Here is a 12,506-nt window from a genome sequence, read left to right as displayed (position 1 = left end):
GTGAACGAATGTTTTCTGAATCTGAAGCGGAGTTGAGACGAATCAGAATTGCACTTGTCTGGATTGCTGTGTTCTTATTGTTTGGTGCGTGCGGTAGGGATGAAACAGTAATTGAAACAGATAGCGGAGATTCTTATGAAACGCCCCAGCCAAGTTCATTTCCGCTCGAAAATAATCATTTTGGAATCGTAAATGACGGCAATATAGAAATTTATGAGTATAATGAGGCTGATAACAAGGTAAAGCTTAAAAAAGCGTTTCCGTCTGATGAGCTTGAATAAAATTCACAAGCATGGAATTTTACAAAGCAGACGCAGGCCGCTAAACTGAATACTGACACAGAACATACAGAGGGTGAAATGATGAAGCATAAGATTATTGTCAATCACTGGGAAGAAATCTGTGAAGACGATTCCTGCTATGAATATGGAACGAGTATTATTGTTAATGGAAAAGAATTAATCAGAGAAGCCTCAATTATAAGCGCATTGAAGGCAGTTTTAGAAGAAATCGGCGCTGACGCAGAAATAGAAGAAACAGTCGAAAGCGAAAAATGCTGTGACAGTATAAGAAAAAAAAATCTAGACTACTAAGCAGTTTTTTTTCATGTTATGATATACATCGGCTTAAAAACGACACTTCGAGTAGGATGAGAGATGATTCTCGTTCTGCTCTCTTTTTTGGGCCCTGATGAGGGTGCCAGAGAGAAAATATGAATTTTTTATTAAAACGAATCTATATATTGTGTTTTTGCCAGAGGGTAGTATACTATATATAGTGTTAGTAGTTGAGAGATTCATATTTTTTGATAGGTCGTGATAAAACGTGGTACAAATCATATTTGATTCAAAAACAGGGAATGTTCAGCGCTTTGTGAATAAAATAGACTTTCAGAAAATACGCAAGGTGGACGAAATTGACCACCAGGACACTCCGTTTGTTTTGGTCACCTACACGACAAACTTCGGCCAGGTACCGGCATCAACACAATCATTTCTCGAAAAATACGCCCATCTCTTATTAGGAGTCGCTGCGAGCGGCAATAAAGTATGGGGCGATAACTTTGCGAAAAGCGCCGATACCATTTCAAGACAATATCAGGTGCCGATTTTGCACAAATTTGAACTCAGCGGCACATCTAAAGACGTTGAATTGTTTACTCAGGAGGTAGAAAGAGTTGTCACAAAATCAAGTGCCAAAATGGATCCAGTTAAATAACGAAATCATGATCCAAAAAGATGGAAAATTCCAGTTTGATAAGGATAAAGAGGCTGTACATAGCTATTTTGTAGATTATATCAATCAAAACACAGTATTCTTTCACGATTTAAAAGAGAAGCTGGATTATTTGATTGAAAATCAATACTATGAAGAAGAATTTTTAAGCCTTTATTCTTTTGAAGACATTAAAGAAGTGTTTAAGACAGCTTACGCTAAGAAGTTTCGTTTTCCTTCCTTCATGAGTGCGTTTAAATTCTATAATGACTATGCTTTGAAAACGAATGACAAGAAAAAAATCCTCGAGCGTTATGAGGACCGGATCTCAATTGTTGCGCTGTTCTTCGCAAACGGCGACACTGAGAAAGCAAAAGAATATGTCAACCTGATGATCAATCAGGAATATCAGCCGAGCACACCGACATTCTTGAACGCTGGCAGAAAACGCCGCGGAGAACTGGTGAGCTGCTTCTTGCTCGAAGTCAATGATTCTTTAAATGACATTTCAAGAGCGATCGATATCTCCATGCAGCTTTCTAAACTGGGCGGCGGGGTTTCTCTTAACCTGTCCAAGCTTCGCGCGAAAGGTGAAGCCATCAAAGATGTTGAAAATGCCACAAAAGGCGTTGTAGGCGTTATGAAGCTTCTTGATAACGCGTTCCGTTATGCTGACCAAATGGGACAAAGACAAGGATCTGGTGCGGCGTATTTAAACATTTTCCACCGCGATATCAATGATTTTCTCGATACGAAAAAGATTTCTGCCGACGAGGATGTGCGCGTCAAAACACTTTCTATCGGTGTAGTCATTCCGGACAAGTTCGTTGAGCTTGCGCGTGAGGACAAAGCGGCTTATGTATTCTATCCGCATACCATCTATAAAGAGTACGGACAGCACATGGACGAAATGGACATGAATGAAATGTACGATAAGTTTGTCGACAACCCCCGGGTGAAAAAAGAGAAAATCAACCCGCGGAAATTGCTCGAAAAACTTGCGGTGCTTCGTTCTGAATCAGGCTATCCATACATCATGTTCCAGGATAATGTCAACAAAGTACATGCGAATAACCATATTTCAAAGGTGAAATTTTCTAACCTTTGCTCTGAAGTGCTGCAGGCATCTCAGGTTTCTTCTTACACAGACTACGATGTAGAAGATGAAATCGGTTTGGATATTTCCTGCAACCTGGGATCGCTTAACATTCTCAACGTGATGGAGCACAAATCCATCGAAAAGACTGTTAAGCTTGCGACTGATTCTTTAACTCACGTATCTGAAACGACTGATATCCGTAATGCACCTGCTGTAAGACGGGCAAACAAAGCGATGAAATCAATCGGTCTCGGCGCTATGAACCTTCACGGATACCTGGCGCAAAATGGCATCGCGTATGAAAGTCCAGAAGCGCGCGACTTTGCGAACACATTCTTTATGATGGTGAACTTCTACTCTATCCAGCGTTCTGCAGAGATCGCAAAAGAGAAGGGCGAGACGTTTGATCAATATGAAGGATCAACTTATGCAACTGGTGAATACTTCGATAAATACGTTTCAGCTGATTTCTCGCCGAAATACGAAAAAATCGCAAATCTGTTTGAAGGTATGCATATCCCGACGACAGAGGACTGGAAACAATTAAAAGCATTTGTCGCTGAACACGGCATGTATCACAGCTACAGATTATGCATTGCGCCGACAGGCTCGATTTCATACGTTCAGTCAAGCACGGCATCTGTCATGCCGATTATGGAACGGATTGAAGAAAGAACATACGGCAACTCAAAAACGTACTACCCAATGCCTGGGCTTGCATCTAATAACTGGTTCTTCTACAAAGAAGCCTATGATATGGATATGTTCAAAGTCGTAGATATGATCGCGACAATCCAGCAGCACGTTGATCAGGGAATCAGCTTTACATTGTTCCTAAAAGATACAATGACGACTCGTGATTTAAACCGGATTGATTTGTATGCACATCACAGAGGAATTAAAACCATTTACTATGCAAGAACGAAAGATACTGGGCAAGACAGCTGCCTTTCTTGTGTTGTTTGATTAAAGGAGAGTTTATAGTGACGAAAATTTATGACGCAGCAAACTGGTCAAAGCATGAAGACGACTTTACCCAAATGTTCTATAACCAAAATGTGAAACAGTTCTGGCTTCCGGAAGAGATTGCTTTAAACGGCGATCTCCTCACTTGGAAGTACCTCGGGAAAAACGAGCAAGACACGTATATGAAGGTACTGGCCGGATTGACTCTTCTTGATACAGAGCAGGGGAATACAGGAATGCCGATCGTGGCTGAACACGTAGACGGCCACCAGCGGAAAGCCGTGCTGAATTTTATGGCGATGATGGAGAACGCCGTTCACGCAAAATCGTACTCTAATATTTTCATGACACTGGCACCGACTGAAACGATTAATGAAGTATTCGAATGGGTCAAACAAAACAAATTTTTGCAGAAAAAAGCGCAAATCATCGTCGGACTCTACAAAGCGATTAAAAAAGATGACGAGATTTCACTGTTCAAAGCAATGGTTGCATCTGTGTATTTAGAAAGCTTCCTATTCTATAGCGGTTTCTATTATCCGTTATATTTCTACGGACAAGGAAAACTGATGCAAAGCGGTGAAATTATCAACCTGATCCTTCGTGATGAAGCGATTCACGGTGTTTATGTCGGACTTCTCGCTCAAGAAATCTACAATAAGCAGACAGAAGAAACAAAAGCAGAGCTTCGCGAATTTGCCATTGACCTTTTGAATGAGCTTTATGAGAATGAGCTTGAGTATACCGAGGACTTATACGATCAAGTCGGACTCTCGCACGATGTCAAGAAGTTCATCCGCTATAATGCGAATAAAGCGCTGATGAACCTTGGATTTGATCCTTACTTTGAAGAGGAAGACATTAATCCGATCGTTTTAAACGGATTAAATACAAAAACAAAATCACATGACTTCTTCTCCATGAAGGGGAACGGGTACAAAAAAGCGACCGTTGAGCCGATCAAAGATGATGACTTTTTCTTTGATGATGAAAAAGAGCAGATATAATATCTGCTCTTTTCGGCTTGAAGGTTGAAATAGGAGGACGCAGTAATCATGGGAAAAATGGATGAAATCATCTTGGTCGCTCCGCGCGATGAAGTGTTTAAAAAAGAAAAATTGACTTTTCAAGGCGTAAACAGTGAAGATGCCCGAGTAGCAGAAATTATGGCTCAAATTGAGGCGACCTATTCTGAAATGAGAAGGGGAGACGCAGAAGAAGATCCTCATTATAAGCAGCCGATTCCTTATGTCGTCATTAAACGCGAGGATGAAGTTTTCCTTTATGAGCGGCTGGCTGGCGGCGGAGAATCACGTCTTCACAATAAGCTTTCTCTTGGCTTTGGCGGCCATATGAATCATATTGAAGGAGCTGCATCCTTTGCCGAGGTCTTAAAGCTGAACACAGACCGGGAGCTTGATGAAGAACTGCAAATCGAAGAAGAGAATAAACAGGCCATTGTCACATTAGGTTTGATAAATGATGATGACAGCAGTGTCGGCAAAGTGCATATCGGTATTCTATCTGCGCTTCAATTAAAGCCAGGCTCACATGTGGAAGTCAAAGAGAAAGAGCAAATCGCGGGTAAATGGATGAAATTTTCTGAACTAAAACAAACAGACATTTATAACCGTCTGGAAACATGGTCGCAATTCGTGGTTGACATTCTTGAATAAAAAAACCCGGTTTCTCATGAAGAGGAACCGGGTTTTTTATCAGGCATGCTCGTCCGCAGCAGTATTATGATTCTAGGAAGACCATAGCGTCGAAGCCGGTATTCTCAGCTCTGGCAGCAAGGGCATCGGCATGATCTTTGGAAGAAAAAGCGCCGATCTGAACCTTATATAATCCGTCCTTTAAGAGCACAATGGCGTCAAAGCCCTTAGACTCTGCGCTGGTTGCAAGATTGTCCGCATTTGCTTTGACCTTAAAAGCCCCGATTTGAACCTTATATAACCCTGAGTTGGATGCCTTTTGAAGGCTGAAAGCTTGCTCCAACCCGTTTGCATGTCCCCTTGCCAAGCTTTGAATAAAACTGCTCGTTTTAAGCTTGTTCGCATCAGTAACCGTATCAATAAAACCGTTTTCCGTAAGCAGGGCAGGCATTGAGGATTCCCTTAATACGTGGAAGTTTGCTGTTTTTTTACCGCGATCGGAAAAGTCGACAGCTTGTATGACTTCAGAGTGAATCTCCGATTGGTAAGTCGTTGTCGGTGCTCCGACTCCCGGATAAATGTAGCTTTCGAAACCTGTTCCGCCCCCGGAATTAATGTGAATGGATAAAAAGAAATCGGCTCCCCAGTTATTTGCAGCATTTGTCCGGTCGCTTAAGCTGACATATTGGTCGCTTGTCCGGCTAAGCAGCAAAGAAACTCCTTCATACTCATTTGTCAATATCGTGCGTAAAGCTAAAGCGATTTGCAGGGTTAACGTTTTTTCTTGGAGACCATTGCCTGTTGCGCCTGGATCGGACCCGCCATGACCTGGGTCAATAAAAATTTTAACCATTCTCCATCACCTCATTACAGGATATGAAAAAAGACCGCTTCTGCTTGTACGATTATCATCCGGCAGAAAAATGAGGAAATAACCCCTGTTACCCGAAAAATTATTTCTCGGGAAAGCGCACAATTCAACAGGATGCGACAGGAAGGTTGCTAAAAGTTTGTCTTTTAGTCGGTTTAATAAAGGTGGTTATTCAATCGAATTCAGCAGAAAGCGGAGGGGTAAATGATGCTGACATACACAAACGGTCTCTTTTTACGGACCGACTGTGGTTTCGGAGGTCAGCTTGAAGATAGCGTTCAGACATTTTTTTGTTTCCTATTGATATCTCTCACTAATGGTTCGCATGGGTTAACGTTTATACTCAGTCTTTTCCTCGGTGCTATTATTTTGCTCTCCAGTTCTTCATCGGATTATTGGCATTTGTATTTGAAGAAGTGTGGGGATTTGACATCATCCTAGGATTAGTCAACGCTTTTTTCTCAGGAAAGTTGATTCCCCGGGTGTTTTTCGAAAAAATGCTGGCTTTTATACATCATCCGAAAATCCTCTTTCTCGATGAGCCGACAATCGGTTTAGATATCCTGCGAAAAGAAGAATACACAGAAATTTCTTCATCCTATCTTCTCAGCTCCCATCAAATTGATGACGTTGAACATTTATGTAAACGAATCATCCTGATTGAGGAGGGAGAAATCAAATTCGACGGACCGAAAGAAAAGCTGTCACAATTGACGAACAGTAAGAGAAGCTCAGCTGTTGAAGTAGACGCCGTTCATGCAGACTGGGGTTTACTTTCATGTCAACCTACTGAAGTGAAAGGAAAGTATATCTGGTAATTCGCAAATTCCCCAGCTCATCACAAGCATATCTGCGCATTGAAAATATCCTAATTGAGGTTTATACATCGAAGAAATACCACCTTCATAGCTGATTGTTCTAACAAATTTGCTGAAAATAAAATCTCTTGGTTTGTCCACCCTGTGTTTGTGAATACAATAAGAAATAAAGTATTTCTCGGGAAAGCGCAGGATTCCCCATTGTTCCCGAAAAAAAGCATTTTGTTTCGACACGTGATAGGCGTTTGTCACATAAGGCATACGCTTGAATATCATATAGAGAGAACTGAGAGGTGAAAATGTTGGAGCGCGCTGTGACTTATAAAAACAACGGACAGATCAACATTATTCTTAACGGACAAAAGCAGGTGCTGACAAATGCTGAGGCAGAGGCGGAATATCAAGCGGCTTTGCAAAAAAACGAAGCTAAGTACGGCATTTTGAAGGAAATAGAAAAAGAGATGAACACACTGGTTGGTATGGAGGAAATGAAACGAAACATTAAGGAAATATACGCTTGGATTTTTGTCAATCAAAAACGTGCGGAGCAGGGATTGAAGGTGGGAAAGCAAGCGCTGCATATGATGTTTAAAGGAAATCCGGGAACTGGGAAAACGACAGTTGCACGGCTTATCGGCCGGCTGTTCTTTGAAATGAACGTACTGTCAAAAGGCCACCTGATCGAAGCGGAACGTGCTGACTTGGTCGGGGAATACATTGGCCACACCGCCCAAAAGACGAGGGATTTAATCAAAAAGTCATTAGGCGGCATTTTGTTTATAGACGAAGCCTACTCCCTTGCAAGGGGCGGCGAAAAGGACTTTGGGAAAGAAGCGATCGACACGCTCGTCAAGCATATGGAAGACAAACAGCATGAATTCATTTTAATTCTTGCCGGATATTCACGGGAAATGGAGCATTTTTTATCATTGAATCCCGGTCTCCAATCCAGATTTCCCATCTCCATCGATTTCCCGGATTATTCCGTCAATCAGCTTATGGAAATTGCGAAACGAATGATCGCAGAGCGGGAATACCAGCTCAGTCAGGAAGCTGAATGGAAATTAAAGGATTACTTAATGACAGTCAAAAGCACAACAAGTCCCATTAAATTCAGCAATGGCCGTTTTGTCAGAAATGTCATAGAAAAATCGATCAGAGCGCAAGCCATGAGACTTCTAATGGGCGACCAATACTTAAAAAGCGATTTGATGACCATTAAAAGCCAAGATCTTTCAATCAAAGAAGATACCGCTGGCTCGATATAGACCTCTTCCTGTGAGAGGTCTTTTTTTCTATTGTATTTCTTGCTTTTCGCAGCAATCGATTTGTGGTATACACATGCAGGGTTTGGTATGATAATACTACTGCCCAATATGCAATAGAAAGGAACGTCCATTTGAACGAACAAGAAACAAGACAGGAAAAGGCCATTTTAGTCGGATGTCAGCTGCCGCATATCACAGATGAGCATTTTGAAAATTCCATGGAAGAGCTTGCATCGCTGACAAAAACAGCAGATGGAACGGTATTGACCAGCGTCACGCAAAAACGAAACCGGGCTGACGCAGCTACATATATAGGAAAAGGGAAGGTTGAAGAGCTGAAGACGCTCGTTGAAGAGCTTGAAGCCGATCTTCTTATTTTTAATGATGAACTGTCACCAAGCCAGCTAAAGTCCTTGGCAACTGCGATTGAAGTGAAAATCATCGACCGCACGCAATTGATATTAGATATTTTTGCGAAAAGAGCAAGAACAAGAGAAGGAAAGCTTCAAATCGAGCTGGCTCAGCTCCAGTATGCTCTCCCGCGTCTGACGGGACAGGGGATCAACCTTTCCCGGCAAGGCGGAGGGATCGGCGCCAGAGGACCGGGGGAAACAAAACTGGAGACCGATCGCCGCCATATTAGAAATCGCATTCATGAAATTAACACGCAGTTATCCGCTGTCATTCGCCATAGAAGCCGCTACCGTGAAAGAAGAAAGAAAAACGGTGTGCTGCAAATCGCTCTTGTCGGGTATACGAACGCGGGGAAATCAACGTGGTTTAACCGCTTGACAAGCGCTGACAGCTATGAAGAAGACCTTCTGTTTGCCACGCTGGACCCTATGACCAGAAAAATGGTGCTGCCAAGCGGCTACAGCGTGCTCCTGTCAGATACGGTCGGATTTATTCAAGATCTTCCGACGACACTGATCGCTGCATTCCGCTCAACGCTTGAAGAAGTAAAAGAAGCGGATGTGATTCTGCATTTGATTGATTCCTCAAATGAGGAGTACACAGGGCACGAAAAAACGGTGCTTCGCTTACTGGAAGAGCTTGAAGCAGATGATATCCCGGTGCTGACGGCTTATAACAAACGCGATCAAAAGCTGCCTGACTTTATCCCGTCCGTTGGAAAGAATCATATCATGGTCAGTGCGAGATTTGAGGAGGATGCTGAAAAGTTTAAAGAAGCCATCCAGCGTTATTTGCGCCAAGAGCTGTTAACGCCTTTTGAAGCGCAGGTACCGGCAAGTGAGGGCAAGCTTCTCTCCAGAATCAAATCCGAAACGATGGTTGACCGTTTTCATTTTAATGAAGAAAACGAACTGTACGACATATCAGGATATGTACAAGAAGAGCAAAGTATCATCGGTGAATTGAAGAAGTATATGTAAGAAGGGAATACAAGGACATGTTCGAAACTTTAACACACGGAGATTTATTAAAAAAAACAGCAATGGAAGTGGAAACGGAAATTGCCGGCGTTCATAAACAAATAGAAGAAATCAGTGAACGCAATGAATGGAGAGTGCTTCAAAGCTATAGAAAACACAAGGTCAGCGACACTCATTTTACGCCGTCTACAGGATACGGCTATGATGACGTCGGAAGAGATACACTTGAAAGCATTTATGCAGATGTGTTTGGCGGAGAATCTGGGCTTGTCAGGCCTCAAATTATCTCGGGCACACATGCGATTTCCATTGCTTTATTCGGTGTCCTCAGACCGGGCGACGAGCTGCTTTATATCACAGGCAAGCCGTATGATACGTTAGAAGAAATTGTCGGCGTCAGAGGCGGAGAAAATGCTGGATCGCTAAAGGATTTTCAAATCGGCTACAATGCGGTTGACCTGACTGAAGACGGAAAAATAGATTACGATGCTGTCGCTGCAGCTATCAATCCGAAGACAAAGGTGATCGGCATTCAGCGCTCAAAAGGATATGCCAATCGTCCTTCTTTCTTAATTAGTGAAATCAAAGAAATGATCCGCTTTGTAAAAGAAATCAATGAAAATCTTATCGTATTTGTGGACAACTGTTACGGAGAATTTGTAGAAGAGCTGGAACCTTGCCATGTAGGCGCCGATCTCATGGCGGGATCTCTTATTAAAAATCCGGGAGGCGGTCTTGCCAAAACAGGCGGGTACCTCGTTGGAAAATCTGAATGGATCGAGGCTTGTTCATACCGAATGACTTCACCGGGCATCGGCCGTGAAGCCGGAGCGTCTCTTTATTCGCTCCAGGAAATGTATCAAGGCTTCTTTTTGGCGCCTCACGTTGTGTCACAAAGCTTAAAGGGAGCGGTGTTTACAGCGAGATTCCTTGAAAAACTGGGCTTCACTTCAAACCCGAAATGGGATGCGAAAAGAACAGATTTGATACAATCCGTTGAGTTTTCCGACAGAGAAAAGATGATTGCCTTTTGCCAGGCCATTCAATATGCATCGCCGATCAATGCCCACGTGACGCCTTATCCAGCCTACATGCCAGGATACGAAGATGATGTGATTATGGCAGCGGGCACATTTATACAAGGAGCAAGCATTGAATTATCAGCTGATGGCCCTATCCGCCCGCCATATGTAGCGTATGTGCAGGGAGGATTAACCTATGCGCATGTGAAAAATGCCATATGCAGTGCAGTGGATTCTTTAATGGATAAGAAATTAATTTGAATAGTTTAAAATTTTCACTGAATTTCATGTTAAGAATCCTTACATGTTATTGACACAAAATATAACATCACCTATAATGAAACTAAGTTAAGAAAAGGAGGAAATTGAGATGAGTGATAACATTCGCCGCTCAATGCCTTTATTTCCAATAGGAATTGTCATGCAATTGACCGAATTATCAGCAAGACAAATTCGGTATTATGAGGAAAATGGACTGATATTTCCAGCTAGAAGCGAAGGGAATAGACGGTTATTCTCATTTCATGATGTAGATAAACTGTTAGAAATTAAACACCTGATTGAACAAGGTGTAAACATGGCAGGAATTAAACAAATTCTGGCGAAAGCATCGGCCGAGCCGGAACAGAAACAAAATGAGAAGACGAAGAAACCAATGAAACATGATCTGTCTGATGACGAACTGAGACAGCTCCTGAAAAACGAGCTTATGCAAGCCGGCCGTTTTCAAAGAGGAAATACATTCCGTCAAGGCGACATGTCCCGCTTCTTTCATTAATCCGTTAGCAACTGTTTTGCTATATACATTTACCTTTTAGAGGAGGAGTTTTACGAAATGGCAAAGTATACAAGAGAAGATATCGTAAAATTAGTAAATGAGGAAAACGTCAAGTACATCCGCCTGCAATTTACCGACATTCTTGGAACAATCAAGAACGTTGAGATTCCTGTAAGCCAGCTTCCAAAAGCACTTGATAATAAGGTCATGTTTGACGGATCTTCTATTGAAGGTTTCGTTCGCATCGAAGAATCAGATATGTACCTGTATCCTGATCTAAATACATTTGTTATCTTCCCATGGACAGCTGAAAAAGGTAAAGTAGCACGTTTCATCTGTGATATTTACAATCCGGATGGCACACCTTTCGAAGGTGACCCGCGAAACAACTTAAAACGGATTCTGAAAGAAATGGAAGACCTGGGCTTCAGTGATTTCAACCTAGGACCTGAGCCTGAATTCTTCTTATTCAAATTAGACGAAAAAGGCGAACCGACTCTTGAATTAAACGACAAAGGCGGATATTTCGACTTAGCTCCAACTGACTTGGGAGAAAACTGCCGCCGCGATATCGTTCTCGAGCTTGAAGAGATGGGCTTTGAAATCGAAGCATCTCACCACGAAGTAGCGCCTGGCCAGCACGAAATCGACTTTAAATATGCTGGTGCAGTCCGCTCTTGTGACGACATCCAAACGTTTAAACTAGTTGTTAAAACAATTGCCCGCAAACACGGTCTGCATGCGACCTTTATGCCAAAACCGTTGTTCGGTGTGAACGGTTCAGGTATGCACTGTAATCTATCACTCTTCAAAGATGGCGTTAACTCATTCTATGATGAAAACGCAGATCTTCAGTTAAGTGAAACAGCGAAACACTTCATTGCAGGTATCGTGAAGCATGCAACAAGCTTTACAGCAGTAACAAACCCGACAGTGAACTCTTACAAACGTCTTGTTCCTGGCTATGAAGCACCTTGCTACGTTGCATGGAGCGCCCAAAACAGAAGCCCGCTTATCCGTATCCCGGCTTCCCGCGGTATCAGCACACGTGTTGAAGTGCGCAGCGTAGATCCAGCTGCGAATCCCTACCTAGCACTTAGCGTCTTGCTTGCTGCAGGTTTAGATGGAATCAAAAACAAACTAGAAGCGCCAGCTCCAATCGACCGCAACATCTACGTGATGAGCAAAGAAGAGCGCATGGAAAACGGAATCGTCGACCTGCCTGCAACACTTGCTGAAGCATTAGACGAATTCAAATCAAACGAAGTGATGGTCAAAGCCTTAGGCGAGCACCTATTCGAGCACTTCATCGAAGCAAAAGAAATTGAGTGGGATATGTTCCGTACACAAGTTCATCCTTGGGAACGCGAACAGTATATGTCTCAGTATTAATTTGATAAACCTTGATTTATTAGGGTTT

Annotated in this window: 13 protein-coding genes; 12 read left to right on the top strand and 1 reads right to left on the bottom strand. The window is 42.5% G+C overall.

Annotated features, from left to right (window positions below; translation table 11 throughout):
- Positions 1–8: 8 nt before the first annotated feature.
- The 6 genes from M1D69_RS11575 to M1D69_RS11550 all read left to right on the top strand — a co-directional run bounded on the left by M1D69_RS11575 (position 9) and on the right by M1D69_RS11550 (position 4,956).
- Positions 9–281 (top strand): YmzC family protein, encoded by a 273-nt coding sequence (locus tag M1D69_RS11575; protein ID WP_024121496.1) that lies wholly within the window; start codon positions 9–11, stop codon positions 279–281.
- Positions 282–362: 81 nt separating this feature from the next.
- Positions 363–593: a hypothetical protein gene (locus M1D69_RS11570; RefSeq protein WP_024121497.1), complete on the top strand. Its 231-nt coding sequence runs from the start codon at positions 363–365 to the stop codon at positions 591–593.
- 232 nt (positions 594–825) lie between these two features.
- The gene (gene nrdI / locus M1D69_RS11565) at positions 826–1,218 is read left to right on the top strand and encodes a class Ib ribonucleoside-diphosphate reductase assembly flavoprotein NrdI (protein ID WP_059292730.1); all 393 of its coding nucleotides are present in this window, start codon (positions 826–828) and stop codon (positions 1,216–1,218) included.
- Complete coding sequence (gene nrdE / locus M1D69_RS11560) at positions 1,178–3,280, top strand: class 1b ribonucleoside-diphosphate reductase subunit alpha (protein WP_044155793.1); 2,103 nt, start codon at positions 1,178–1,180, stop codon at positions 3,278–3,280. The genes nrdI and nrdE overlap by 41 nt, the downstream gene beginning before the upstream one ends.
- A gap of 17 nt (positions 3,281–3,297) precedes the next feature.
- Positions 3,298–4,287 carry a class 1b ribonucleoside-diphosphate reductase subunit beta gene (nrdF, locus tag M1D69_RS11555; RefSeq protein ID WP_044155791.1) on the top strand — a complete coding sequence of 330 codons (990 nt, stop codon included), beginning with the start codon at positions 3,298–3,300 and terminating at the stop codon, positions 4,285–4,287.
- Between the two features lie 48 nt (positions 4,288–4,335).
- Entirely contained in the window at positions 4,336–4,956 is a 621-nt protein-coding gene (locus M1D69_RS11550; RefSeq protein WP_458106021.1) for a hypothetical protein, read from the top strand.
- A gap of 64 nt (positions 4,957–5,020) precedes the next feature.
- Here the strand turns inward: M1D69_RS11550 and M1D69_RS11545 are convergent, their stop codons facing one another.
- A complete protein-coding gene (locus M1D69_RS11545; RefSeq protein ID WP_458106022.1) occupies positions 5,021–5,788 on the bottom strand; it encodes an N-acetylmuramoyl-L-alanine amidase in 768 nt (255 codons plus the stop codon).
- A 515-nt stretch (positions 5,789–6,303) separates the two neighbouring features.
- Between M1D69_RS11545 and M1D69_RS11540 the strand changes: the two genes are divergently transcribed.
- The 6 genes from M1D69_RS11540 to glnA all read left to right on the top strand — a co-directional run bounded on the left by M1D69_RS11540 (position 6,304) and on the right by glnA (position 12,478).
- Complete coding sequence (locus M1D69_RS11540; protein ID WP_458106023.1) at positions 6,304–6,624, top strand: hypothetical protein; 321 nt, start codon at positions 6,304–6,306, stop codon at positions 6,622–6,624.
- A 299-nt stretch (positions 6,625–6,923) separates the two neighbouring features.
- Positions 6,924–7,892: a stage V sporulation protein K gene (gene spoVK / locus M1D69_RS11535; RefSeq protein ID WP_458106024.1), complete on the top strand. Its 969-nt coding sequence runs from the start codon at positions 6,924–6,926 to the stop codon at positions 7,890–7,892.
- A 131-nt stretch (positions 7,893–8,023) separates the two neighbouring features.
- Positions 8,024–9,286, top strand: coding sequence for a GTPase HflX (gene hflX, locus M1D69_RS11530; protein ID WP_458106025.1), 1,263 nt, complete (start codon positions 8,024–8,026; stop codon positions 9,284–9,286).
- Positions 9,287–9,303: 17 nt separating this feature from the next.
- Positions 9,304–10,569 carry a methionine gamma-lyase family protein gene (locus tag M1D69_RS11525; RefSeq protein ID WP_458106026.1) on the top strand — a complete coding sequence of 422 codons (1,266 nt, stop codon included), beginning with the start codon at positions 9,304–9,306 and terminating at the stop codon, positions 10,567–10,569.
- 109 nt (positions 10,570–10,678) lie between these two features.
- Positions 10,679–11,086 carry a transcriptional repressor GlnR gene (glnR, locus tag M1D69_RS11520; protein ID WP_010334345.1) on the top strand — a complete coding sequence of 136 codons (408 nt, stop codon included), beginning with the start codon at positions 10,679–10,681 and terminating at the stop codon, positions 11,084–11,086.
- A 57-nt stretch (positions 11,087–11,143) separates the two neighbouring features.
- A complete protein-coding gene (gene glnA / locus M1D69_RS11515) occupies positions 11,144–12,478 on the top strand; it encodes a type I glutamate--ammonia ligase (RefSeq protein ID WP_105954294.1) in 1,335 nt (444 codons plus the stop codon).
- Positions 12,479–12,506: the final 28 nt, after the last annotated feature.

This window comes from Bacillus sp. PK3-037, assembly GCF_054161355.1.
Note: the sequence above shows the minus strand (reverse complement) of the source record. Positions and strands in the feature narration are given on the sequence as shown.